This is a genomic window from Frankia umida, from assembly GCF_023242945.1.
Lineage (GTDB): Bacteria > Actinomycetota > Actinomycetes > Frankiales > Frankiaceae > Frankia > Frankia umida.
In genome coordinates, this window is sequence record NZ_JALKFT010000008.1 from 1 (window position 1) to 24773 (window position 24773).

Sequence of the window (24773 nt, forward strand, 5' to 3'; positions counted from 1 at the left end):
GGTGTGGATGGGTTCCGTGGGCTGTCGGCTTGTTTGCCGCCGGCCCTTTTTCTTTGCTGCGGGCGAAGTCGCAGGCGGAAGCGTGGGCGTCCCGCGAACCAGGGAACAGCGGTGATCGACGACTGGTGAGGCTTCGCGTGAGCGCGGGCGCCAGAGCCGTCGGACCTGGGTCCTGTCGAGATCAAGTGGCCCCAGCTAGATGGACGTCCTACTGTCGGGGGACGGAACATCAGTGGGCGCGGGCCGGGGGGTCCCGCCCGGGCTGACCGGGAGGTGCCGCGATGCCATCGGTCGAGATGCCATCGGTCGAGCAGAGCACTGTGCCCGCGGCGGTGAGCGCGTCCGGTCGAGCGGTAGCCGGGCGACCCGCGGCGGCGCGGACGGGCCTGCATGTGCCGGTCCATCCGGTGCGGATCGTGACGGCGGCGGCACTGTTCGACGGACATGATGCGGCGATCAACATCATGCGTCGGCTGCTGCAGGCCCAGGGCGCCGAGGTCGTGCACCTCGGGCATGACCGCAGTGTGGAGGATGTGGTGACCGCCGCCGTCCAGGAGGACGTGCAGGGGGTGGCGGTGTCGTCCTATCAGGGCGGACACGTCGAGTACTTCAGCTATCTGGTGCAGCGTCTGCGGGAGTGCGGCGCTGGTGATGTCCGGGTGTTCGGCGGCGGCGGTGGGGTGATCGTGCCGGCCGAGATCGAGCTGCTTCAGTCGCGTGGCGTCACGCGCATCTTCTCCCCGGCGGATGGTCAGGCCATGGGGCTGACCATGATGATCAACAACATCGTCCGGGTGTGTGATGTGGACCTGGCGGCGCAGGGGCCGAAGCTCGAGGAGGTCCTGGGCGGCGGGCAGTACGCGTTGGCGCGGGCGATCACCGTGCTCATGTCGCGGCGACAGGCGGCGGACGGCGAGGCGGGCGAGCTTGCCACGGCGCTGCGGGCGCAGGCCCTGCGCCGTCCGCCGATGCCGGTACTGGGGATCACCGGTACCGGGGGGTCGGGGAAGTCCTCGCTCACCGATGAACTGCTCCGACGGTTCCAGCTGGACCAGGGCGGTCGGCTGCGGATCGCGGTGCTCGCGATCGATCCGTCCCGGCGCCGCGGCGGCGGGGCGCTGCTCGGTGACCGCATCCGGATGAACTCGCTCACGGGCGAGGAGCCGGTGTTCTTTCGGTCGCTGGCGACCCGCGGGGCCGGCAGCGAGGTGCCCGTACCGGTACGCGACAGCATCGTCGCCTGCCGGGCGGCCGGCTATGACCTGGTGATTCTCGAGACTCCGGGGATCGGGCAGGGGGATGCGGCCGTCGCCGAACACAGCGATGTCTCGCTGTACGTGATGACTCCGGAGTACGGCGCGCCGTCCCAGCTGGAAAAGATCGAGATGCTGGATGTGGCGGACGTGGTCGCGGTGAACAAGTTCGAGCGCCGTGGGGCGCAGGACGCGCGCCGCGACGTCGCCCGGCAGCTGCTGCGCAACCGGGAGGTGTTCGACCAGAGCTGGGAGGACATGCCGGTCTTCGGGACCTCCGCCGCGCGTTTCCACGACGACGGTGTGACGGCCCTTTACCAGCATCTGGTCGTGCTGTTGCGGGAGCGGGGCCTGGCCGCCGAACCGGGCGCGCTGGACCGCGTCGAGAACCGCGTGTCCCAGGGATTACGCGCCCTCATTCCCGCCAGCCGAGCCCGCTATCTGGCGGAGATCGCCGAGACGGTCCGGGACTATCATGGGCAGACACAGCGCAATGCCCAGCTGGCCCGGCGCCGCCAACATCTGGCCACCGCCGAAGACGCCCTGCGCGAGTCCGCCGCCGCCACGCCGACGCTCACACCCATGACCATGACCATGACCGAGCGGACGGCCACGGGTGAGCTCGTGGTTTCGGCGGCGGCGGACCGGGTGCGGCAGCTGCGCGAACAGGCCGACTCGGAGCTGGCGCCGTGGGCCCGGGAACTGCTCGTCCAGTGGCCGCGGACGGTGGCGGCGCGAAAGGCGGACGAACTCGTCTACCAGGTGCGCGGACGGGACATCCCGACACCGTTGTGGCGGACCACACTGGCCGGTAGCCGGATTCCACGGGTGGCGGTGCCCGACATCGACGATGACGCCCGGCTGCTGCGTTTTCTGCGCCGGGAGAACCTGCCGGGGGCGTTTCCCTACACAGCCGGCTGCTATCCGCTGCGCCGGGTCGGTGAGGCCCCGGCGCGGATGTTCGCCGGAGAGGGTGATCCGGCGCGGACCAACCGCCGGTTCCACCTGCTGTCCGCCGGGTCACCGGCCACCCGGCTGTCCACCGCGTTCGACTCGGTCACGCTGTACGGGCGGGATCCCGCGGCCCGGCCGGACATCTACGGCAAGATCGGCACCTCGGGGGTGTCGGTCGCCACACTGGACGACATGAAGGGCCTGTTCGACGGCTTCGACCTGTGTGATCCGTCGACGAGCGTGTCCATGACGATCAATGGTCCGGCGCCGGCGATCCTCGCCATGTTCCTCACCACCGCGATCGACCAGCAACTGGACGGGTTCACCCGCACGCATGGACGCGAGCCGTCCGCCGCCGAGCGGGAGCAGATCACCGCGCGGGCCCTGACCACCGTGCGTGGCACGGTGCAGGCCGACATCCTCAAGGAGGATCAGGGCCAGAACACCTGCATCTTCTCGACCGACTTCGCCCTGCGGGCGATGGCGGACGTGCAGGAGTGGTTCATCGCCCACGAGGTGCGCAACTTCTACTCGGTCTCCATCTCCGGCTATCACATCGCGGAGGCCGGAGCCAACCCCATCACCCAGCTCGCGTTCACGTTGGCAAACGGATTCACCTACGTCGAGGCCTATCTCGCCCGGGGTATGGGCATCGACGAGTTCGCCCCGAACCTGTCGTTCTTCTTTTCCAACGGAATGGACGCGGAGTACACCGTGATCGGACGGGTGGCCCGCCGCCTGTGGGCGATCGCGCTGCGCGAACGGTACGGGGCCAGCGAACGATCCCAGATGCTGAAATACCACGTCCAGACCTCGGGGCGTTCGCTGCACGCGCAGGAGATGGACTTCAACGACATCCGGACCACGCTGCAGGCGTTGTGCGCGCTCTACGACAACTGCAACAGCCTGCACACCAACGCCTACGACGAGGCGGTGACCACACCCACCCCGAGCTCGGTGCGCCGGGCCCTGGCCATCCAGATGATCATCAATCAGGAATGGGGTCTGTCGGCCAACGAGAATCCGCTGCAGGGCTCGTTCGCGGTGGAGGAACTCACCGATCTCGTGGAGGAGGCGGTCCTCGCCGAGTTCGAACGGATCAGCGACCGCGGTGGGGTGCTCGGGGCGATGGAAACCGGTTACCAGCGCGGCCGGATACAGGATGAGTCGATGCTCTATGAGCGGCGCAAGCACGACGGCACGCTGCCCATCGTCGGGGTCAACACCTTTCAGGCTCCCACCCGCGCCGCCGGTGGCAACGGTGGTGACGGTGGTGACGGTGGTGACGACCCGGACGGGGCAGGCGGGGATGCTGGTGCCGGCGGCGCCGAGGGTGGTGATGCGGCGGGTGGACGCCCGTTGGAACTCGCCCGTGCCACCGAACAGGAGAAGCGCTCCCAGCTCGCCCGGCTGACCGCCTTCCAGCAGCGCCACGCGGCCGCCTCCCTGCCGGCCCTGGCCGCACTGCGGGCCGCCGCCGCGGGTGGCGGAAATGTCTTCGCCGCGCTGATGAACACGATACGGGTGTGCTCGCTCGGTCAGATCACCGAAGCGTTCTTCGAGGCTGGTGGTCAATATCGCAGAAATATATGAATTTAGTCACCGAGCGCTTCAGGGGTGCGACGCGCAATGCTCGGGCACGGCTGAATCTTTGCCTACGCGTCCGTCCTGGGGTGCAATGGACGCTGACCGTCGGCCGTGACGGTCCCCGACCGGCGGTCGGGCGGGAGACGTCCCCCCACACGCAGGAGCGACCGAAGCCGTGGCCACCCCCAAACCGCTGCCCACTGATCCGATCGCGGAGGCCCAGCGGCACTGGGTCGCCCACGGATGGGGCGAGGTCGCGGATGGCATGGCTGCGGTGACCTCCCTGATGCGGGCGCAGCAGATCGTGCTGGCCCGGGTCGACGAGGTCCTGCGCCCCCTGGATCTGACCTTCGCCCGCTACGAGCTGCTGATGCTGTTGTTGTTCTCCCGGCGTGGCTCGCTGCCCCTGAACAAGATCGGGAGTCGGCTTCAGGTCCATCCGACCAGCGTCACCAGCGCCGTCGACCGGTTGGAGGCGCGCGGGCAGGTGCGGCGCAACCCCCATCCGACCGACCGGCGGGCGATCCTGGCCGAGATCACCGAGGAGGGGCGGGCCACGGCGCTGGCGGCGACCGAGAAGCTCAACGACACCGTCTTCGCGGACCCAGGCCTCGGCGACGGCGGAATCCGCACCCTGAACTCCCTTCTCACCGACCTGCGCCGTGCCGCCGGCGACTTCTGAACCGCCGCGGCCATTGCCCGCGTTCATGCGGGTCCGGGCCGATCCGGACCTGATGGAGCTGACTCCCGCGACCGGCGCCGGTCGCGGTGGTGCCGGTGCCGGTGCCGGGGGTGCTGGGGGCGGGGACGGCGGGTTGGTCCTGCTGGGCGGGTCGCCGCTGCGCCTGTTCACGTTGTCCGCCGGCGGACGGCGGGCCTTCCTCGCCCTACGTGACGGTGCGACCGTCGGGACGGCGGGGCCCGGGGCGGGGCAGCTCGCCCGTCGGCTGGTCGAGGCCGGCCTGCTCCATCCCCTGGCACCGGTCGCACCGGCGCGGGGCTCGAGTCGGGAACGGATCACCGCTGTCGTGCCGGTGTGCGACGGCGCCGGGCGGATCGGCCCGCTCGTGCGCACGCTGCGCGTCCACTGCGCGGAGGTCGTCGTCGTCGACGACGGCTCCCGGGACGCCACCGCCGCCGAAGCCACCGCGGCCGGTGCGCGGGTCCTGCGCCACGACCACGCGCGGGGGCCCGCCGCCGCGCGGACCACGGGTACCCGGGCGGCCCGAACCGACCTGGTCGCCTTCTGCGACGTCGACGTCGAACCCACCCCCGACTGGCTGGACCGGCTCGTGGCGCACCTGGTCGACGCCCAGGTCGTCGCGGCCGCGCCGCGGGTCGCCTCCCCGGTCGCGGCCGGGCGCCCGGCGAGCCTGCGGGAACGGTACGAGGCCGATCACTCGCCGCTCGATCTCGGCCCCCGCCCGGCGCCGGTCCAGCCGGGTTCCCGGGTGTCCTATGTGCCGACCGCGGCGCTGCTCATCCGCCGGGAGCAGGTCGACTTCGACCCGTCGCTGCGCTACGGCGAGGACGTCGACCTGGTCTGGCGGCTGCTGGGGGCCGGGCAGGCGCTGCGGTACGAGCCGAGCGCCGTCGTCTGTCACCAGCCGCGCGCGTCCTGGTCCGGGTGGGCGCGGCAGCGTTACGACTACGGCTCGTCCGCGGCCTCGCTGGCTCGGCGCCATCCGGGGCTGCTGCGTCCCTCCGGCGCGGCCGCGGCGACCATGCTGCTCACCGGCCTGCTCGCGGCGCAGCGCGGCCGGATCGGGGTGGGCCTGGCCGGGCCCGTCGCCCTGGTGGCCGCGGCCCGCACGGCGCTGCGGCTCTCGCGTCGGCTGGCGCGGGTGGACCGCAGGACCGGCGCCGTGCTGACGCTGACCGGGCGGCAACGCCGCCGCGCGCTCGTGTTCGCCGCCGAGACCACGCGACGGACCTGGCTCCCGGTGCTGGCCGGCGCCGCCCTGGCCGGTGTCGCACTGCCCGGCACCGGTGGCGCCCGGGTGCGGCGGGCGTCCGGTGTGGTGCTCGTCGCGGTGGCGCTGCCGTTGGTGTGGGACTGGTGGGAGCGGCGGCCCGCGGTCGGGCTGGTTCCCTACGTGCTGCTGCGACTGGCCGACGACAGCGCCTACTGCGTCGGGGTGTGGGCCGGCTGCCTGACGCAGCGCAGCGCCGCGCCGTTGCTGCCGGTTCGTCCGTCGATGCCCGGCTGGTGGCGGTCGTCCTGGGCGCGGCGGTCGTCCTGGGCGCACTGGTCACGTCGGTCGGGTCGGGCCACGGTGTGATCGACAGATCCACGTGGAACAGTTCGGCCCGACTACCCTGTTTCTCTGTGACCTACCTCGACCATGCGGCGACGACGCCGATGCGGCCGGAAGCGCTCGCCGTGTACACCGCGGTGCTCGCTGACACCGGCAATGCCTCGTCGTTGCATGCCAGCGGCCGCCGCGCGCGCCGGGTCGTCGAGGAATCGCGGGAGGCGCTGGCCGCCGAACTCGGCGCCCGGCCGTCCGACGTGGTGTTCACCGCCGGCGGCACGGAAGGCGACAACCTGGCGCTCAAGGGCCTGTACTGGGCGCGCCGCGCGGCGGATCCGGCGCGGCGGCGCATCCTGGTCAGCGCGGTGGAGCACCGGGCGGTCCTGGACACCGTCGACTGGCTCGGCGCCACCCAGGGCGCCCAGGTGGAACTGCTCGACGTCGACGAGGTCGGCCTGGTGCATCCGAGCACCCTGGAGGCCGCGATCGCGCGGGACCCCGCCGGTGTCGCCGTCGTGTCGGTGATGTGGGCGAACAGCGAGGTCGGGACGGTCCAGCCGGTCGCCCGGCTCGCCGCCGTCGCGCACCGTTACGGGGTGCCGTTCCACACCGACGCGGTGCAGGCCTTCGGGCAGATCCCGGTCGCGGTCGGCGAGGACGGTCCCGACGCGATCACCGTCTCGGCGCACAAGATCGGCGGTCCGGTCGGGGTGGGCGCGCTGGTCGTGCGGCGCGGACTCCTGCTCGAGCCGCACACGCACGGCGGTGGTCAGGAACGCGACATCCGGTCCGGGACGTTGAACACCGCGGGAGTCGCGGCGTTCGCGGCGGCGGCGGGTGTGGCGTGCGCGCAGTCCCCGGTCGAGGCCGGGCGGCTCGCGGCGCTGCGCGACGATCTGGTGCTCCGGGTCCGCGAGCAGGTGCCGACGGCCGTCCTCAACGGCCCGCCGCTGGACCGTCCCGGCGGGGTCGACCCGCTGCGGCGACTGCCCGGCAACGCCCATCTGAGCTTCCCCGGCTGCGAGGGAGACTCGCTGCTGATGCTGCTCGACGCCCGCGGCATCGAATGCTCCACCGGTTCGGCGTGCTCGGCGGGAGTGGCGCGGCCCTCGCACGTGTTGTTGGCGATGGGCGCCAGCGACCATCACGCCCGGGGTTCGCTGCGGTTCACCCTCGGCCACACCTCGCGGGCCGCCGACATCGACGCGCTCGTCGAGGCGATCGGTCCGGCGGCCGAACGGGCCGGCCGGGCGGCGTTGGCCGGAACATCCGGCGTCTGACGATGTCGGACGCGCGGACGTGAGCTGGTCGGTCGGGAACAGATCGGACGGACAGCAGGACGCAACGGGAGAGGCGGTGGCTGGGATGCGGGTACTTGCGGCGATGTCCGGTGGGGTGGACTCCGCGGTCGCGGCCGCCCGCGCCGTCGACGCGGGCCACGAGGTCACGGGTGTACATCTGGCGTTGTCGCGGTCGCCGGCGTCCGACCGGACGGGGGCGCGCGGCTGCTGCACGCTCGAGGACGCCCGCGACGCCCGTCGGGCGGCCGACGTGCTGGGCATCCCGTTCTACGTGTGGGACCTCGCCGAGCGGTTCGAGACCGACGTCATCGACGAGTTCGTCGCCTCCTACGCGGCCGGACGCACCCCGAACCCCTGCGTGCGCTGCAACGAGCGGATCAAGTTCGCCGCCGTGCTCGACCGCGCCCTGGCCCTCGGTTTCGACGCGGTCGTCACCGGTCACCACGCCCGCCTCGACGCCGACGGCACGCTGCGTCGCTCGGTCGACCCCGGCAAGGACCAGTCCTACGTGCTCGGGACGCTACGACCCGAGCAGCTCGCCGCCGCCCGCTTCCCGCTGGGTGACTCGACCAAGGCGCAGGTCCGCGTCGAGGCGGCCGCCCGTGGACTCGCCGTCGCCGACAAGCCCGACAGCCATGACATCTGCTTCATCGCCGACGGTGACACCGGCGGATGGCTGCGCGACCGGCTCGGCTCGCGCCCCGGGCCCATCCGTGACGCCGAGACGGGTGCCACCCTCGGCGCCCACGACGGGACCTTCGCCTTCACCGTCGGCCAGCGCCGCGGCCTGCGTCTGGGCCAGCCCGCACCGGACGGCCGACCCCGCTACGTCCTCGACATCTCCCCGGCGACCAGCACTGTCACCGTCGGCCCGGCCGAGGCCCTCGACGTCCACCAGCTCGTCGCCGATCGCGCGGCCTGGCCGCACGAGGGAGTCCTCACCTGCCAGGCCCAGGTCCGGGCGCACGGCGGGGTCGTCCCCGCCGAGGCGGAGGGCCGCGGCGACGCGCTCATCGTGACGCTGGGCGCCCCTGTCCGGGGAACCGCCCCTGGACAGGCCGTCATCCTGTACGACGGCGACCGTGTCCTCGGCGGCGGCCACATCCGCACCACGTCCGGCTGACCCGCCTCACCGTCCCACCACCCCACGCACCCCACCCACCCCACGCATCCCACTCACCCCACGCATCCCACGTCGCGTCGCCCCGGGAGAGCGGGTGGGGTTCGGCGCGCGGGCGGGCCGGTGGGCGACGGTCAGGGGTGCGTCGCGTCGGCCAGAATGGCCGTATGCGGAGATCGGACGCCTACCCCGTGGCCGGGTGCGGCGGCGTCGACTCCGCGCAGGGTTGAGGCGCCGTGACGGGCCGAGGCATGGAGCAGGGCCGGTGTGTGGAGCAGGGGCAGAACGTGCAGCAGGACCGAAGCACGCGGCAGGACCGGAACACGCGGCAGGACCGGGACGAGAAGCAGGGCCGGAACGCGGAGCGGGACCGGAACGCGGAGCGGGACCGGGACGAGAAGCGGGACCGGGACGAGGAGCAGGGCCGGAACGCGGAGCGGGACGCGACGGCGGGTGCGGCCGGGTCGTTGTGGCCGCTGGGGGCGGCGACGGGGGTCGGGTCGCTGCCCGGCACCGACGCGGCCGAGGCGCAGAAGCTGGTGTTCGACGAGTTGCCGGATCTGCCGCACCTGCCGGAGCTGCCGGAGCGCGGGCCGGGCGCGGGGCTCCTCGGGCGTAGCGGCGCGATCCTGCTGGAGCTGCCGGTCGATCTGCAGCCGGCGGGGTGGCGGCTGGTGCCGCGGGTGGGCATGGACCTGCGCCGCGCCCGGGATCTGCTCGTCCGTGACCTGGATGCGCTGGTGGAGACGGCGGCCGGCTACACCGGACCGTTCAAGATCGCGGTTGCGGGACCCTGGACGTTGGCGGCCCAGCTCGAGCTGCCCCGGGGGCACAAGGCGCTCTCGGACGTCGGAGCCACCCGCGAGATCGCCGAGTCGTTGGCGGCGGGCCTCGGCGAGCATCTGAAGGAGGTGGCCAGTCGGGTGCCGGGGGCGAAGTTGATCGTCCAGCTTGACGAGCCGTCGCTGCCGGCGGTGCTGGCCGGTCGGGTCCGCACACCCAGTGGCTTCTCGGTGCTGCGGGCGGTCGAGGACGGCCTGGCCGCCACGCGGCTGCGTGCGGTCGCCGAGGCGGCCCGGGCGTCCGGTGCGGTCGGGGTGGGGGTGCACTGCTGCGCGCCGTCGGTGCCGTTCGCCACCCTGCAGTCGGCGGGGGCGGACTTCATCGGCGTGGACGCGGCGCTGCTCACCTGGGCCGAGGACGATCTGATCGGCGAATACGTGGACGCGGGTGGTCGGCTCATCGCCGGGATCGTGTCGACGGCCGCCGCGACGGCGGAACTGTCGGACGTCCGTCGTAGCGTCGAATCCGTCATCGCACTGTGGAACCGGCTGGGCTTCCGGCCGGAGCAGCTCGGGGAGGTGGTCGCCGTGGCACCCGCGTGTGGGTTGGTCGGTTTCGGCGCGGAGACGGCGCGAGCGGTCCTGCGGCACTGTCGTCAGGCCGGTCGCGTGTTGGTGGACGCGCCGGCATGAGCACGTCCGCGCCAGGCGAGGCGTCTCCGGCGAAGGCAGGTCCCGCGGCGGCGGAGACGGCCACGGTGACCGGGGCGGCTGAGGCGGCCGGGGCGCCGCAGCGGGCTCGGGCGGCCGAACTCGCGCAGGAGCTGGAGGAGCACGCCTACCGGTACTACGTGCTGGACGCGCCGACCGTCGCCGACGCCGAGTACGACGCGCTGATGCGGGAGCTGACGGCACTCGAGGAGCGCCATCCCGACCTGCGCACGCCGGATTCGCCGACGCAGAAGGTCGCCGGGGCGTACTCGACCCTGTTCACCCCGGTCGAGCACCTGGAGCGGCTGCTCTCGCTGGACAACGTCTTCGACGACGACGAGTTCCACCAGTGGGCGGCGCGGGCGGCGCGCGAGAGCGAGGTCGCCGCCTGGCTGTGCGAGCTGAAGATCGACGGGCTGGCGGTCGATCTCGTCTATGCCGACGGGCGGCTGGTGCGGGCGGCGACCCGTGGGGACGGTCGCACGGGGGAGGACATCACCCCCAACATCCGGACGTTGGCGCGGGTGCCGACCCGGCTGCGCGGCCCGGCGGTGCCGGAGCTGCTCGAGGTGCGCGGTGAGGTGTTCTTCCCCACGGCGCGGTTCGCCGAGCTCAACGCCTCGCTGGTCGAAAGCGGCGAGAAGCCGTTCGCCAATCCGCGCAACGCCGCCTCGGGCTCGCTGCGGCAGAAGGACCCGCGGGTCACCGCCTCCCGCTCGCTCGACATGATCGTTCACGGGTTGGGGGCGCACCGCGGCTTCCAGGCCGACTCCCAGTCCGGCGCCTACGCCCGGTTCGCCGAGCTGGGGCTGCCGGTGTCCACCCGCTTCGAGGTGTTCCCCGCCGTCTCCGACGTGCTGGGGTACCTGCACCGCTGGGGGCAGGCCCGCCACGACGTGGAACACGAGATCGACGGGGTGGTCGTCAAGGTCGACGCGTTCGCTCTGCAACGTCGGCTGGGGTCGACGTCCAAGGCGCCGCGCTGGGCGGTCGCGTTCAAGTACCCGCCGGAAGAGGTCACCACGAAGCTGCTGGACATCCGGGTCAACGTGGGGCGCACCGGGCGGGTGACGCCGTTCGGTGCGCTCGAGCCGGTGCTGGTCGCCGGGTCCACGGTCGGGCTCGCCACGTTGCACAACATCGACGAGGTGGGCCGCAAGGGCGTGCTCATCGGCGACACCATCGTGCTGCGCAAGGCCGGCGACGTCATCCCGGAGATCGTCGGCCCGGTCGTCGACCTGCGTGATGGCAGCGAGCGGGCGTTCGTCATGCCCACCCACTGCCCGGAGTGCGGCACCGCCCTGGTCCGGCCCGAGGGTGATGTGGACATCCGGTGCCCCAACACCGAAGCCTGCCCGGCGCAGCTGCGGGAGGCGATCTTCCATCTGGCGTCCCGGGGGGCGCTGGACATCGACGGCCTGGGCTACGAGACGGCGGTCGCGTTGCTCGAGGCCGGCCGGGTGCACGACATCGGTGACGTGTTCCACCTGGGGCCCGAGTCGTTCGAGGGGCTGCGCGGCTTCGCCCAGAAGAAGATCGACAAGATTCTTGCCGGGGTCGAGGCGGCCCGGCACCGTCCGTTGTGGCGGCTGCTGGTCGGCCTGTCCATCCGGCACGTCGGCCCGGCCGCCGCCGGTGCGCTCGCCCGGGAGCTGCGCTCGCTCGACGCGATCGCGGCGGCTCCCGTCGAGGTCCTCGCCGCCGTCGACGGTGTCGGCCCGACGATCGCCCAGGCCGTGGTCGACTGGTTCGCCGACGAGCGCCACCGCGACGTCGTCGCCCGCCTCGGCGCCGGTGGGGCATCGCTGGCCGACGTCGGCGCCGACAATGGTCCCCGACCCCTCGACGGCGTCTCTGTCGTCGTCACCGGCACCCTGGACGGCTGGAGCCGGGACAGCGCCACCGAGGCGGTGCAGTCCCGCGGTGGCAAGGTCACCGGCTCGGTGAGCAGGAAGACGGCGTTCGTCGTCGTGGGCGCCGACCCCGGAGCGTCCAAGTACGACAAGGCGCGCAGCCTGAAAGTGCCCGTCCTGGACGAGGCCGGCTTCGCCGTCCTGCTCGAGCGGGGTGTGGACGCCGCCCGCGCCGTCGCCGAACCCGTGGCCACCGACGGTTCCGCGGAACCGGCCGGTGCCGTGGCCATCGAGGGCGCCGTGGCCATCGAGGGCGCCGTGGCCACCGAGGGTTCCGCGCCGGACGGTGGTGCTGGCTCGGGCTGATCCGCGGGTGCGGTGCGGCGGGGTCGGTTCAGTCGTGACGGGCGAGCCGGGCGGCGATGCCGGCGAGGTGGGCGAGCCGGGCGATCTCCGAGGCGCGGAAGGCGGGGCCGCCGGGGCGTCCCAGCAGGATCACCAGCCGCGGGTGGCCGACCGGAGCGGCGGCCAGCGCCATGTCCACCGCCAGCCAGCGGGCCGGGAAGCCGCCCTCATCGGCCCGCACCGCCCGGGCCTGGGCCAGCGGCAGCCAGGGAAGCGCCAACCGGACCCGCTCGGGCACCCCCAGATCGCCCCCGCCGAGCACCGGCGCGCCCACTGACGACTCGCGAATCCGCACGTCATCGGCATCGAGATGCTCGAGCAGCACCGCCCAGTCGGCGTTGAACACACAGGGCGCGAGCCGGGCGAGGGTCGCCGGCGCCTGCTCGGGGTGCTCGGCCAGCGAGTCCGCGAGATCGAGGTCGCCCGCCACCGCCCGGCCGTCCGCGAGGAACGGGCGCAGCGACTCGACCGTCACCCCGGACACCGACAGCGCGGCACTGAGCGCCCGGTCCGCGAGGCCACCCGGCGGCAGCACGAACAGCAGGTCATCGACGGCGCCCTCGGAGCTGCGCTCCACCACGGTGACACTCTGGATGTCGATACCGGCAGCGCCCAGTGCCGTCGCGACGGCCCCCAAGGTGCCCGGTCGGTCAGGCAGCACCACCCGCATCAGATACGACATGTAGCTGAGCATGCACAAAGAGCGTGTCGCTTGGATAGCCGATCGGTCACGCCGAGATGACGTGGCGCACCCCGGCCGGGGCGGCGAAACGCCAGGTCCGGCTCATGTCGGCGCCTGACGCGCCGGCCGGTGCCCGACGCCGTCGGCCGCACCGGGGGCGGGCGGAACCGGTTGCGGCTGTCGGGCCGTACGATGACATCACGCCGACGCGAGCATGACGCGCGGTCCTGGGTCCCGCTGCGATCGTCCCCGGCTCGAACCGGGAGAGGGTCCGGTCGGGAGCCGTTCGAGCCGGGAACCGGCCGGGGCCGCCGCGCCGCCCGCGGCACGCGTCCGTCCAGTCACGGGCCGCACGAGCCCACCGCCCACGAAGGGGCCGCACGCCATCATGGGGATCACGCGGGACGAGGTAGCCCATCTCGCCCGGCTGTCGCGGATGTCGGTGACCGACGCCGAGCTCGACGCACTGGCGCCGCAGCTCGAGGCGATTCTGTCGGCGGTGGCCAGGGTCTCCCAGGTCGCGGCGGCGGACATCCCGCCGACCAGCCACGCCGTGCCGTTGACGAACGTCCTGCGCCCGGACGTCGTCCGTCCGTCGCTGTCCGCCGAGGACGCCCTGGCCGGCGCCCCGGCCGCCGAGGACGGCCGCTTCCGGGTGCCCCGCATCCTTGATCCGGACGAGTGAGGTCGCCGCCCGCATGACCGACCATCCCACATCCCCCGTGCCCCAGCCGGCCAGCACCAGCGTGGGTGCGGCCGGGGGCGACGTGACCCGGCTGACGGCGGCGGCCACCGCGGCGGCGATCGCCGCGGGCGAGCTGTCCGCCGTCGAGGCGACCCAGGCGGCGCTCGAGCGGATCGCCAAGGTCGACGACACCATCCACGCCTTCCTGCACATCGACGGTGAGGGCGCGCTCGCCGCGGCCCGCCGGGTCGACCAGCGGCGTGCCGCCGGCGAGGCGCTCGGCCCGCTCGCCGGGGTCCCGCTCGCCCTCAAGGACGTGCTCGCCACCCGCGGCATGCCCACCACCTGCGGCAGCCGTATCCTCGAGGGCTGGCAGGCCCCGTACGACGCGACTGTCGTGACCCGGCTGCGTGCCGCCGACGTGGTGCTGCTCGGCAAGGTGAACATGGACGAGTTCGCCATGGGCTCCTCCACCGAGAACTCGGCCTACGGGCCGACCCGCAACCCGTGGGACACCACCCGCATCCCGGGTGGGTCCAGTGGTGGTAGCGCCGCGGCCGTCGCCGCCTTCGAGGCGCCGCTGGCGATCGGCACCGACACCGGCGGGTCGATCCGCCAGCCGGCCGCGGTGTGCGGGCTGGTCGGGGTGAAGCCGACCTACGGCGCGGTCAGCCGGTACGGGCTGGTCGCCTTCTCCAGTTCGCTCGACCAGGCCGGGCCGCTGGCCCGCACCGTCGGTGACGCGGCGCTGCTGCACGCGGCGATCGCCGGGCACGACGCACTCGACTCGACCAGCGTCGACGTGCCGGTGCCACCGGTGGTGGCCGCCGCCGCCCGCCGGGACGTGCGGGGCATGCGCGTCGGTGTGGTGCGGGAACTGTCCGGGGATGGCTACGACCCCGGGGTGCGGGCCGCCTTCGCCGCCGCCGTCGAGACGCTGACCGAGCTCGGCGCCGAGATCGTCGAGGTCAGCTGCCCGCACTTCACCTATGCGATGCCCGCCTACTACCTGATCGCGCCGAGTGAGTGCTCGTCGAACCTGGCCCGGTTCGACGCGATGCGTTTCGGGCTGCGCCTGGGCGACGACGGGCAGGCCGGCGCCGAGGAGGTCATGAGCCGCACCCGCGAGGCCGGTTTCGGCCCCGAGGTCAAGCGGCGCATCATCCTGGGCACCTACGCGCTGTCGTCGGGTTACTACGACGCCTACTACGGGCAGGCGCAGAAGGTCCGCACGCTCATCAGTCGCGACTTCGCCGCCGCCTACGAGCAGGTGGACGTGCTGATCTCGCCGACCACGCCGACACCGGCCTTCCCGATCGGCGCGAAGGTCGACGATCCGGTCGCGATGTACCTGTCGGACCTGTGCACGATCCCGTCGAACCTGGCCGGTGGCCCCGCGATGAGCCTGCCCGTCGGGCTCGCGGACGGCCTGCCCGTCGGCCTGCAGATCATGGCGCCGACCTTCGCCGACGACCGGCTCTACCGGGTCGGCGGCGCTCTGGAGGCGGCCCTCGACGACCGTCGCGGCCACCCGCTGCTCGACGAGGCACCGGCGCTGTGATCGCCGCGGCGAGCGGGGGAGACCGGCGATGGTGACGTTGCGCAGCCGCCGGCAGGACCGGCTGCTCGTCGTCGTGGTGTGGCTGCTCACCGTGGTGGTGCTGGGGCTGGGCATCGCGACGGTCAATCCGATCCTGCTGCTCTGGGGTGTGATCGGCCTGCCGGGGGCGGTGTTCCTGACCCGCGTCCACCTGCGCGACACCCGTGGCGGCGGCGGCCCATCCGGATCGTCCGACCCGGATGGGCCGTCGGGCACCGACGTCTCGTCCGACCAGACCCTCGAGGAGAACGACCGGTGAGCACCGCGGCTCCCACCAGCGCCCTGGCGTCCTACGACGATGCGATCGCCCGCTACGAGCCGGTGATCGGACTCGAGACGCACGTCGAACTCGGTACCGCCTCGAAGATGTTCTGTGGCTGTGCGACGGCGTTCGGCGCCGAGCCGAACACCCAGGTCTGCCCGGTGTGCCTGGGGCTGCCCGGGTCGCTGCCGGTCGTCAACGAGGCGGCGGTGCGGTTCGCCGTGCTGATCGGCCTGGCGCTGCACTGCGACATCGCGTCGTGGTGCCGGTTCGCCCGCAAGAACTACTTCTACCCGGACATGCCGAAGAACTTCCAGATCAGCCAGTACGACGAGCCGCTGTGCACGGACGGCTACCTCGACGTCGAGGTCGACGGTGAGATCCACCGGGTCGGCATCACCCGCGTCCACATGGAGGAGGACACCGGCAAGTCGCTGCACGTCGGTGGCTCCACCGGGCGCATCCACGGGGCGACCCACTCGCTGGTCGACTACAACCGGGCCGGCATCCCGCTGGTCGAGATCGTCACCGAGCCGGATGTCCGCTCGCCGGAGGTCGCCCGCGCCTACGTCGACGAACTGCGCGAGCTGATCCGCGCGCTCGGCGTCTCGGACGTGCGGATGGAGCAGGGCTCGCTGCGCTGCGACGCGAACGTCTCACTGCGACGCCGGCCCGCGCCCGGCGAACCCGACGCGCCGTTCGGTACCCGCAGCGAGACGAAGAACCTCAACTCGCTGCGCTCGGTCGAACGCGCCGTGCGCTACGAGATCACCCGCCAGGCGACGCGGCTCGACGACGGCGAACGCATCGTCCAGGAGACCCGCCACTTCGACGAGAACGCCGGACGCACCTCGTCCGGCCGCTCGAAGGAGGAGGCGACCGACTACCGGTACTTCCCGGAGCCGGATCTCGCACCGCTGGCGCTGTCCGCCGAGTACGTCCAGACGCAGCGGGCGAGCCTGCCCGAACTGCCCGCGGCCCGGCGCACCCGCCTGATCGCCGAGCACGGCTACACCATCCGTGACCTGGTCGACATGCGTAACGCCGGCGTCCTGGACCTGGTCGAGCAGACGGTCGCGGCCGGCGCCGCGTCCCCGGTGGCCGCCCGCAAGTGGTGGCTCAACGAGCTGGCCCGCCGCGCCGCCGACGCCTCCCTCGCCCCGGCCGACCTCGCGATCACACCCGCCGACGTCGCCCGGATCACCGTGCTGATCGCCGCGGGCGAGCTCACCGACGCGCTGGCCCGCAAGGTCATCGACGGGGTGCTCGCCGGCGAGGGCACACCCGACGAGGTCGTCGCCGGCCGTGGCCTCGCGGTCGTCGCCGACGACGGCGCGCTCACCGCCGCCGTCGACGCGGCGATCGTCGGCGCCCCCGACATCGCCGAGAAGGTCCGCGGCGGCAAGCTGAACGCGGTGGGCCCACTGGTCGGCGCGGTCATGAAGGCGATGAAGGGCCAGGCCGACGCCGCCACCATTCGTGCGCTCCTGCTGGAGCGCCTCGGCGCGGCCTGACAGCGGTGTTCCCAGGGGTGGTGTCCTAGGTCGTCGCGGCGCCGGCCGGCTGGTCCAGCAGGGCGGGGGCGAGCTCACGCCAGGCGGACGTGGGTGGCCGCGTGGTGTCGGCCGTGAGGACCTGGACGCACACATGGTCGGCGCCGGCGTCCAGATGCTGGCGGACGCGCTCCCGGAGCACCTCGACGTCGCCGTAGGCGACGATGGCGTCGACGAGACGGCGGCTCGGGCTGCCACCCGGGCCGCCCGGCAGGTCGTCGTCGCCGAAGCCCAGCCTGCGCATACTCGCCTCCTGATGCGGGGCGAGCGAGGTGTACATCCCGACATGCGCCGTGGCCAGCTCGCGGGCCCGATCGATGTTGGTGTCGAGCACGAGGGCCTGCTCGACGGCGAGCAGCGCGTCCGGCCCCATGATCTCGCGTGCCCGTCGGGTGTGCTCGACGGGCACGAAGTACGGATGGGCGCCCGCCGTCCGCCGCGCGGCCAGGGCCAGCATCTTCGGCCCGAGCGCGGCCAGCACCCGGGGGACGGCCGGCGCCGCCGCGGGGCTGTGCGCCGGCGCCGTGTCCATCGCCGTCAGATAGTCGCCCATCGACGTCACCGCCCTGCCCACCGCCGGGATGCGGACGCCGTCGAACAGCATCTCCTGGTCGTCGACCCGGTGGCCGCCGAGACCCAGCAGGTAGCGGCCGGGATAGGCCTCGCCGAGCGCGCGGGTCGCCGCCGCCATGGTGATCGGGCCGCGGAAGGCGATGTTCGCGATGCCCGCCGCGACGGTGATCCGCCGGGTCGTCGACAGCAGTAGCCAGGCCTGGCTCACCGTGTCCCGACCGAACCCCTCGCCGAACCACAACGCCCCGTAGCCGAGCTCCTCGAGCTCCGCGGCGCCCTCGCCGACCCGTCCGGCCGGCTGCTCCTCGAAGGCCATCGTCCAGATCCCGACTCGCCCGAGCCGGGTGCGCAGCTGCGCTGTCACAGGCATCTCCCTGAGGTGGAACACGGATGTCCAGACAAGCGGACAGCTTGTCCGTTTATCTGGACCGGACGATACGGACAGGCTCTCCATTTGTCCATGCCGTACGTTTGAGGTCGCGGAACCGGGTGTTCCGCTGGGCCGCGCGGGCGGTTGGCCCGGCAGACGGAGGTGGCCTGATGGCGTCGACGAGCGAGCCGGCCACCGAGCGGCCCGTGCGCAGCGACGCCCGACGCAACCGGGAGCGGGTCCTCGCCGCGGCCCGGGAGGCGTTCACCGAGGTCGGGCCGGAGGTGTCGCTCGCCGAGGTGGCGCGCCGGGCCGGGGTCGGCCAGGGCACGCTCTACCGGCACTTCCCCGCTCGGGCGGATCTGCTCGGCGCGATCCTGGTCGATGGTGTCGCCACCCTGTGTCGCCGTGGCGCGGAACTCGCCGCCGCGGGGCCCGCGGGTGCGGCGCTCGCCGGCTGGCTGGGGCTGCTGCTCGAGCACGCCCGGGTCAACCAGGGGCTGGCCGGCAGCTATCTGTCGGGCGGCGGGCTCGGCGAGCGGTACCCGGTCACCGACTGCCACGAAAAAATCATGGGGATGGCCGCCCGCCTGTTGGCCGACGCGCAGCGGACCGGTGCCGCCCGGGCCGATCTGACCGCGGTCGATCTCGTCCAGCTCATCGTGGGCATCTCCCTGGTCACCGTCCGGACGCAGGACAGCGCGCAGGCCGACCGCCTGCTCGCGGTGGCCCTCGACGGCGTTCGTGTCGGGATGGCGACAGGTCGCCCCTGATCCGCCGCGGCGTATTCCCGATGAACATCCGGATAGGGTGCAATCGCGTGGGCCCGCGTTTTCCTGTGCCCTGTCATCACGTCTTTCCTGATGCGGATCGTCCTGTCCGGGTTGCTGCCCGGGTTGACGTCCGATGTGGGGCCGAACGAAGTTGTCCCGGTGTGGCATGAGCCGGGGAGGACCACGATTTCCGGTGGTGTCCGACCCGCGTGTCGGGTTGCCCACGCCGCCCGGCGCGTCGGATGCGTGACGCCGGGGGTGTTCGTAGGGTGAGGTCCGGCCGGCCGTAGGCGGCCGCCGGAGCACCGGCGGCGAGAGTCGACGCGCGCGGTGGTCGTCGGCGGCAGTGGCCGTCGTCGGTGGTGGTCATCAGTGGCGTCAGTCGTCAGCGAGGGGGGGACAGGTCGTCGTGCCTCTCACTCCGGGTGGGTTCACCGCGTCGTCGTCTCGGCGTCGAGGTCGTGGTCGGCGTCGTGCGATCATCGCGGCGGTGGTGGTCGTCGTGCTGGCCGCGGCCAGCGGGGTCGGCTACGTCCTGAAGAACCGGGCGGACGACCAGGCCGCCGACAGGCGGGTCCGGACCGCGGCGGCCGCCTACCTCGCGGCCTGGCGAACCCTGGCGACCACCGGCGGCGCCGCCACCCCCAGCGCCTCCGGGTCGCCTGGCGGCGCCAGCTCGGCGACCTCGGGTGCGGCGACTTCGGGTGCGGCGACTTCGGGTGCGGGGAGTGCCGGCAGTGACCAGGCCGGCCGGGCCGCGGTGACCGCGGCGACGGTGACCGGCAGCACCAGCGTGGCGACGCTGCTCGCGACCATGGCCGACGTGCGGGACCGGCTGCTGGTCACCGGGGCGACGTTCACGCCCGGGTCGGTCAGCCGGCACGGTGCGGTGGCCACCGCGCCGTACGTGGCGAAGCTGGACCTCTCGGGTCTGCCGAGTCCGCTGGAGTACGCCGGGGTGCTGAACCTGACCTCGACCGATCACGGCTGGAAGGTCCGCGCGGACCTGCCCGCCGTCCACCCGGCGCTGCGGGCGGGGCTGGTGCTGGACCGGACCGCGTCCACCGGGCACCGGGGGGAGCTGGAGTCCGCCGACGGCCAGCCACTGCGCTCCTCCGGTGACCTCGCCAGCAACCTGGTGGGTCGCACGGGGCCGTTGTCGGGTCTCGAGCGGGTCTATGACGACCGGCTGCGCGCCCAGGGCGGCGCGGTCGTCGTGCGCGCGGCCGCCACCCGCGACGCCCAGGGCCAGGTGGTACCGGGCAAGGTGGTGCAGACCCTGCACACCTATCCGATGACCGACGGCCAGGCCGTGCGGACCACGCTGGACCTGCGGGTACAGCAGGCCGCCGAGCAGGCGCTGGCGACCGCGGCGCGCCCGACCGCGGCGATGGTCGCGATCGACACCCGCACCGGTGGGGTGCTGGCGCTGGCGAACCATCCGGCGACCGGGGCGAGCCGGGCGGTGCGCGGCAAGTACCCACCCGGATCCACCTTCAAGATCATTACGGCGACGGCGGCGCTGATGAACGGGCGGGCCGCGAACACCCCGCTGGACTGCACCCAGTCGGTCAGCGTCGACGGGCGGACGTTCCAGAACGCCGAGGCCGAGCAGTTCGGCACGATCCCGCTGCGCACCGCGTTCGCGAAGAGCTGCAACACCGCGTTCATCCGGCTGGAGGAGTCACTGCCCGCGAACGCCCTGGCCAAGGCCGCGGCGCTCTACGGCTTCGACGGCACCTCACCGCTGGACATCGCGAGCTTCGGCGGCACCTTCCCGGCCCCGCGCGACGGTGCGGAGTCGGCGTCGGCGTCCATCGGGCAGGCCCGGATCGAGGCCTCACCCCTGCAGATGGCGAGCGTGGCGGCGGCCGTGGCCAGCGGCACCTGGCGCCAGCCGTTCGTCGCCGGGCAGCCGGCGCGCAGCAACGCGATCCCGACGAACGTGCTCGGGCCGCTGCGCGACTTCATGCGGGCGGTGGTCACCGAGGGCACGGCCGCGGCCGTCCCGATGCCCGGTGAGGTGTTCGGCAAGACCGGCACGGCCGAGTACGCCGACGGCAACCCGCCGCCGACGCACGCCTGGTTCGTCGGTTACCGCGGCGACGTCGCGTTCGCCGTCGTCGTCGAGGACGGTGGCTTCGGCGCCGAGACCGCCGCGCCGATCGCCGCCCGGTTCCTGACCGCCCTCGACGGCGGTCAGATCGCCCCCAATCCCGCCGTCGGCGGTCGCTGACCGGAGTCGGGGCGCGGCGTTGCTTGACGTACGGCCGGAACTCCGGCACGGTAGTTCCGTGCACATCCTGCTTCTCGTACGTCCGATGCGTTCGTAGTCGACAACCTCGACTCCGTGCGCCGCCCCTCAGTGCCCTTGGCACGAGGGGCTTTTTCGTGCCCGGCGGGTTTTCACCCCCGATATCGCCATCTCCACGGCCTCAAGGAAGACGCCCAGATGACACGAGAGATCACCGGAGCCCAGTCGCTCGTCCACTCCCTCGAGGCGGTCGGAGCCGAGGTGGTCTTCGGCATTCCGGGTGGCGCGATCCTGCCCGCCTACGACCCGTTGTTCGACTCGACCCGAGTGCGGCACATCCTCGTTCGTCACGAGCAGGGCGCCGGGCACGCGGCCGAGGGCTACGCCCAGGCCACCGGTCGGGTCGGCGTCTGCATGGCGACCTCCGGCCCGGGCGCGACGAACCTGGTCACCCCGATCGCCGACGCCTACATGGACTCGGTGCCGATGGTGGCCATCACCGGCCAGGTCGCGAGCGCCTCGATCGGTACGGACGCCTTCCAGGAAGCGGATATCTGCGGCATCACGCTGCCGATCACCAAGCACAACTTCCTCGTCCAGTCCGCGGACGACATTCCCCGCACGATCGCCGAGGCGTTCCACCTGGCCGGCACCGGGCGACCCGGTCCGGTGCTGGTCGACCTGCCCAAGGACATCCTGCAGTCGCTGACCCGGGTGCTGCCGCACGAGGTGTGGCCGCCGACGCTCGACCTGCCGGGCTACCGGCCGGTCACCCGCCCGCACGCCAAGCAGGTGCGCGAGGCGGCGAAGATGATCAGTGGCAGTCGTCGGCCGGTGTTCTACGTCGGCGGTGGGGTGCTCAAGGCGCGGGCGGCGGCGCAGCTGCGCACGCTGGCCGAGATGACCGGCATTCCGGTCGTCACCACCCTGATGGCCCGCGGCGCGTTCCCCGACTCCCATCCGCAGCACCTGGGCATGCCCGGGATGCACGGGTCGGTCGCCGCGGTCACCGCGTTGCAGAAGGCCGATCTGCTCATCACCCTCGGCGCCCGGTTCGACGATCGGGTCACCGGCAAGCTCTCGTCGTTCGCGCCGAAGGCCGCCGTGATCCACGCGGACATCGACCCGGCCGAGATCGGCAAGAACCGCATCGCCGACGTGCCGATCGTCGGTGACTGCCGCGAAGTGATCAACGATCTGATCGCCGCGCTCGTCGCCGAGCCCCGGCCGGACCTCGAGGCCTGGTGGCGGGCGCTGGACGGCTGGCGGCGCACCTACCCGCTCGGCTACGACACCCCGCCCGACGGGTCGCTCGCCCCGCAGCACGTCATCGAGCGCCTCGGTCGCATCTGCGGCCCGGAGACCATCTTCAGCGCCGGGGTCGGCCAGCACCAGATGTGGGCGGCGCAGTTCATCACCTATGAGCACCCGTACACGTGGTTGAACTCCGGTGGCGCCGGGACGATGGGGTACGCCGTTCCCGCCGCGATGGGCGCGAAGGTCGGCCGTCCGGAGGCCACCGTCTGGGCGATCGACGGCGACGGCTGTTTCCAGATGACCAACCAGGAACTCGCCACCTGCGCGCTCGAGGGAATCCCGATCAAGGTGGCGATCATCAACAACGGCTCGCTCGGCATGGTCCGCCAGTGGCAGACCCTGTTCTACGATCAGCGTTACTCCAACACCGAACTCGGCACGCATCCCGACTCCCCGCGATCCGGGGTCAAGCGGGTGCCGGATTTCGTCCGTCTCGCCGAGGCGCTGGGCTGCGTCGGGTTGCGCTGCGAGTCCGCGGGCGAGGTGGACGAGACGATCGAGAAGGCCATGGCGATCGACGACGCGCCGGTCGTCGTCGACTTCGTCGTCCATCCCGACGCGATGGTCTGGCCGATGGTCGCCGCCGGGTCCAGCAACGACGAGATCCGGGTCGCCCGCGACCTCGCGCCCGACTTCGACTACTCCGGTGACGCCGAGGTGAACCTGTGAGGACCACGCACACCCTGTCCGTGCTGGTGGAGAACCGACCCGGGGTGCTCGCCCGGGTCTCGGGCCTGTTCTCCCGGCGCGGCTTCAACATCGAGTCGCTGGCGGTCGGGCCGACCGAGAACGCCGAGGTCTCCCGGATGACGATCGTCGTCGCCGTCGATGACCTGCCGCTGGAACAGGTGACCAAGCAGCTCAACAAGCTGGTCAACGTCCTCAAGATCGTCGAGATGGACACGTCCGTCTCGGTGCAGCGGGAACTGCTGCTGGTCAAGGTGCGGGCCGACCTCGCCGTGCGCTCCCAGGTGCTGGAGACGGTCGCGCTCTTTCGCGCCAAGGTGGTCGACGTCGCCCCCGAGGCGGTCACCATCGAGGCCACCGGCACCCGCGACAAGCTGGACGCCCTGATCCGGATGCTCGAGCCGTTCGGCATCCGGGAACTCGTGCAGTCCGGCATGGTGGCGCTCGGCCGCGGCTCACGCTCGATCACCGACCGCAGTCTGCGGGCCGTCGAGCGCTCGGCCTGAACCACCGCAGTTTCCCGTCCGAAGTTCCGACGAGATCCCCATGAGAAGAGAGACCCCCACGATGGTCGAGATCTACTACGACGACGACGCCTCGCTGGACGTCCTGGCCGACCGCAAGGTCGCCATCATCGGCTACGGCAGCCAGGGCCACGCGCACGCGCTGAACCTGCGCGACTCCGGCGTCGACGTCCGGGTCGGCCTGCCCGCGGACAGCCGCAGCCGGCAGAAGGCGGCCGAGCAGGGCCTGCGGGTGCTCACCCCGGCCGAGGCGTCCGCCGAGGCCGACATCATCATGCTGCTCACCCCGGACACCACCCACCGCAGGATCTACGCCGAGTCGATCGCCCCGCACCTGTCCGAGGGCAAGGCGCTGGCGTTCGGCCACGGCTTCAACATCCGCTACAACCTGATCGAGCCGCCGGCCGGCGTCGACGTGTTCATGGTCGCCCCCAAGGGCCCCGGCCACCTGGTCCGCCGGGTGTTCGAGGAGGGCAAGGGCGTGCCCGTGCTCGTCGCCGTCGAGAACGACGCCACCGGCAAGGCGCTCGCCATCGCGCTCGCCTACGCCAAGGGCATCGGCGGCACCCGCGCCGGGGCGCTGCGCACCACGTTCACCGAGGAGACCGAGACCGACCTGTTCGGTGAGCAGGCCGTGCTCTGCGGCGGTGCGTCGGCCCTGGTCCAGGCCGGGTTCGAGACCCTCGTCGAGGCGGGCTACACCCCCGAGGTCGCCTACTTCGAGTGTCTGCACGAGCTCAAGCTCATCGTCGACCTGATGTACGAGGGCGGCATCTCGCAGATGCGCTACTCGATCTCCGACACCGCCGAGTACGGCGACGTCACCCGCGGTCCGCGGGTCGTCACCCCGGCGGTCAAGGCCGAGATGCGCAAGATCCTGGAGGAGATCCAGGACGGCACCTTCGCCCGTGAGTGGGTCGCCGAGGACGACAACGGCCGTCCGACCTTCACCAAGCTGGTCGAGGAGGGCAAGCAGCACCCGATCGAGCAGGTCGGCGGCCGGCTGCGGCCGCTGATGTCCTGGATCAACGCCTGAGTGACCGACCCGGCGCCGTCATCCCGGCGCCGGGTCGACTCGGCCCGCTGACCCGCCCGTGGGTGGCATCGCGGCAGGTGGAGCAGGTCACGGCCGAGTGTGGGCGCGCCGGGGACGTCTGCCTGGAACGCAGGCGACACGCCCGCGCGACCAGGCTGCCCGACCGGTGCGGTGCCAGGGTGATCTTTATGCTGAACATGCGCGTTCAACTCGCCGTCGGGTTTACCGTGGCAGTC

The 24773-nt window shown here is 72.5% G+C and carries 18 protein-coding genes; 16 read left to right on the forward strand and 2 right to left on the reverse strand.

Annotated elements, in window-relative coordinates:
• Window positions 1-281 precede the first annotated feature (281 nt).
• The 7 genes from icmF (at window position 282) to ligA (ending at window position 12182) form a co-directional block, all read left to right on the forward strand.
• On the forward strand, window positions 282-3800 hold the full coding sequence (icmF, locus tag MXD59_RS10020; protein ID WP_248824454.1) for a fused isobutyryl-CoA mutase/GTPase IcmF: 3519 nt from the start codon (window positions 282-284) through the stop codon (window positions 3798-3800).
• 169 nt (window positions 3801-3969) lie between these two features.
• Window positions 3970-4476, forward strand: coding sequence for a MarR family winged helix-turn-helix transcriptional regulator (locus tag MXD59_RS10025; RefSeq protein ID WP_163549944.1), 507 nt, complete (start codon window positions 3970-3972; stop codon window positions 4474-4476).
• 52 nt (window positions 4477-4528) lie between these two features.
• Window positions 4529-6076 (forward strand): mycofactocin biosynthesis glycosyltransferase MftF, encoded by a 1548-nt coding sequence (gene mftF, locus MXD59_RS10030; RefSeq protein ID WP_248824455.1) that lies wholly within the window; start codon window positions 4529-4531, stop codon window positions 6074-6076.
• A gap of 47 nt (window positions 6077-6123) precedes the next feature.
• Window positions 6124-7329, forward strand: a complete 1206-nt coding sequence (locus MXD59_RS10035; protein ID WP_248824456.1) for a cysteine desulfurase family protein — start codon at window positions 6124-6126, stop codon at window positions 7327-7329.
• An 85-nt stretch (window positions 7330-7414) separates the two neighbouring features.
• On the forward strand, window positions 7415-8473 hold the full coding sequence (gene mnmA, locus MXD59_RS10040) for a tRNA 2-thiouridine(34) synthase MnmA (RefSeq protein ID WP_248824457.1): 1059 nt from the start codon (window positions 7415-7417) through the stop codon (window positions 8471-8473).
• A 248-nt stretch (window positions 8474-8721) separates the two neighbouring features.
• On the forward strand, window positions 8722-9945 hold the full coding sequence (locus MXD59_RS10045; protein WP_248824458.1) for a methionine synthase: 1224 nt from the start codon (window positions 8722-8724) through the stop codon (window positions 9943-9945).
• Window positions 9942-12182: an NAD-dependent DNA ligase LigA gene (gene ligA / locus MXD59_RS10050; protein WP_248824459.1), complete on the forward strand. Its 2241-nt coding sequence runs from the start codon at window positions 9942-9944 to the stop codon at window positions 12180-12182. The genes MXD59_RS10045 and ligA overlap by 4 nt, the downstream gene beginning before the upstream one ends.
• A gap of 28 nt (window positions 12183-12210) precedes the next feature.
• On the opposite strand, the gene MXD59_RS10055 is transcribed toward ligA, so the two are convergent.
• The gene (locus tag MXD59_RS10055; RefSeq protein ID WP_248824460.1) at window positions 12211-12915 is read right to left on the reverse strand and encodes an ACT domain-containing protein; all 705 of its coding nucleotides are present in this window, start codon (window positions 12913-12915) and stop codon (window positions 12211-12213) included.
• Window positions 12916-13291: 376 nt separating this feature from the next.
• On the opposite strand from MXD59_RS10055, the gene gatC reads away from it, so the two are divergent.
• The 4 genes from gatC to gatB are packed head-to-tail and all read left to right on the forward strand — an operon-like array spanning window position 13292 to window position 16964.
• Complete coding sequence (gene gatC, locus MXD59_RS10060) at window positions 13292-13588, forward strand: Asp-tRNA(Asn)/Glu-tRNA(Gln) amidotransferase subunit GatC (protein ID WP_163548592.1); 297 nt, start codon at window positions 13292-13294, stop codon at window positions 13586-13588.
• A gap of 13 nt (window positions 13589-13601) precedes the next feature.
• Complete coding sequence (gatA, locus tag MXD59_RS10065) at window positions 13602-15149, forward strand: Asp-tRNA(Asn)/Glu-tRNA(Gln) amidotransferase subunit GatA (protein ID WP_248824461.1); 1548 nt, start codon at window positions 13602-13604, stop codon at window positions 15147-15149.
• A 28-nt stretch (window positions 15150-15177) separates the two neighbouring features.
• Complete coding sequence (locus MXD59_RS10070) at window positions 15178-15447, forward strand: hypothetical protein (RefSeq protein ID WP_248824462.1); 270 nt, start codon at window positions 15178-15180, stop codon at window positions 15445-15447.
• Window positions 15444-16964: an Asp-tRNA(Asn)/Glu-tRNA(Gln) amidotransferase subunit GatB gene (gene gatB / locus MXD59_RS10075; protein ID WP_248824463.1), complete on the forward strand. Its 1521-nt coding sequence runs from the start codon at window positions 15444-15446 to the stop codon at window positions 16962-16964. Before MXD59_RS10070 ends, gatB begins: the two co-directional genes overlap by 4 nt.
• Window positions 16965-16989: 25 nt before the next feature.
• Here gatB and MXD59_RS10080 read toward each other — a convergent pair whose 3' ends face one another.
• A complete protein-coding gene (locus MXD59_RS10080; protein WP_372512017.1) occupies window positions 16990-17946 on the reverse strand; it encodes a TIGR03620 family F420-dependent LLM class oxidoreductase in 957 nt (318 codons plus the stop codon).
• 170 nt (window positions 17947-18116) lie between these two features.
• Between MXD59_RS10080 and MXD59_RS10085 the strand changes: the two genes are divergently transcribed.
• From MXD59_RS10085 to ilvC, 5 genes are all read left to right on the forward strand, one after another.
• Window positions 18117-18719, forward strand: coding sequence for a TetR/AcrR family transcriptional regulator (locus MXD59_RS10085; RefSeq protein ID WP_248813282.1), 603 nt, complete (start codon window positions 18117-18119; stop codon window positions 18717-18719).
• Between the two features lie 409 nt (window positions 18720-19128).
• Window positions 19129-20955, forward strand: coding sequence for a penicillin-binding transpeptidase domain-containing protein (locus MXD59_RS10090; RefSeq protein ID WP_248824464.1), 1827 nt, complete (start codon window positions 19129-19131; stop codon window positions 20953-20955).
• Between the two features lie 129 nt (window positions 20956-21084).
• Window positions 21085-22959, forward strand: coding sequence for an acetolactate synthase large subunit (locus MXD59_RS10095; protein ID WP_308301685.1), 1875 nt, complete (start codon window positions 21085-21087; stop codon window positions 22957-22959).
• Window positions 22956-23483, forward strand: coding sequence for an acetolactate synthase small subunit (gene ilvN / locus MXD59_RS10100; protein ID WP_248824466.1), 528 nt, complete (start codon window positions 22956-22958; stop codon window positions 23481-23483). Before MXD59_RS10095 ends, ilvN begins: the two co-directional genes overlap by 4 nt.
• Window positions 23484-23544: 61 nt before the next feature.
• The gene (ilvC, locus tag MXD59_RS10105; protein WP_248813300.1) at window positions 23545-24537 is read left to right on the forward strand and encodes a ketol-acid reductoisomerase; all 993 of its coding nucleotides are present in this window, start codon (window positions 23545-23547) and stop codon (window positions 24535-24537) included.
• The last annotated feature ends 236 nt before the right edge of the window (window positions 24538-24773 follow it).

Bases quoted from the DNA above. Each gene is read 5' to 3' on its own strand.
- icmF (WP_248824454.1), top strand. From the start codon at position 282: ATGCCATCGGTCGAGATGCCATCGGTCGAGCAGAGCACTGTGCCCGCG.
- mftF (WP_248824455.1), top strand. From the start codon at position 4,529: ATGGAGCTGACTCCCGCGACCGGCGCCGGTCGCGGTGGTGCCGGTGCC.
- mnmA (WP_248824457.1), top strand. From the start codon at position 7,415: ATGCGGGTACTTGCGGCGATGTCCGGTGGGGTGGACTCCGCGGTCGCG.
- MXD59_RS10045 (WP_248824458.1), top strand. From the start codon at position 8,722: ATGGAGCAGGGCCGGTGTGTGGAGCAGGGGCAGAACGTGCAGCAGGAC.
- ligA (WP_248824459.1), top strand. From the start codon at position 9,942: ATGAGCACGTCCGCGCCAGGCGAGGCGTCTCCGGCGAAGGCAGGTCCC.
- MXD59_RS10055 (WP_248824460.1), bottom strand. From the start codon at position 12,915: ATGCTCAGCTACATGTCGTATCTGATGCGGGTGGTGCTGCCTGACCGA.
- gatC (WP_163548592.1), top strand. From the start codon at position 13,292: ATGGGGATCACGCGGGACGAGGTAGCCCATCTCGCCCGGCTGTCGCGG.
- gatA (WP_248824461.1), top strand. From the start codon at position 13,602: ATGACCGACCATCCCACATCCCCCGTGCCCCAGCCGGCCAGCACCAGC.
- MXD59_RS10070 (WP_248824462.1), top strand. From the start codon at position 15,178: ATGGTGACGTTGCGCAGCCGCCGGCAGGACCGGCTGCTCGTCGTCGTG.
- MXD59_RS10080 (WP_372512017.1), bottom strand. From the start codon at position 17,946: ATGCCTGTGACAGCGCAGCTGCGCACCCGGCTCGGGCGAGTCGGGATC.
- MXD59_RS10085 (WP_248813282.1), top strand. From the start codon at position 18,117: ATGGCGTCGACGAGCGAGCCGGCCACCGAGCGGCCCGTGCGCAGCGAC.
- ilvC (WP_248813300.1), top strand. From the start codon at position 23,545: ATGGTCGAGATCTACTACGACGACGACGCCTCGCTGGACGTCCTGGCC.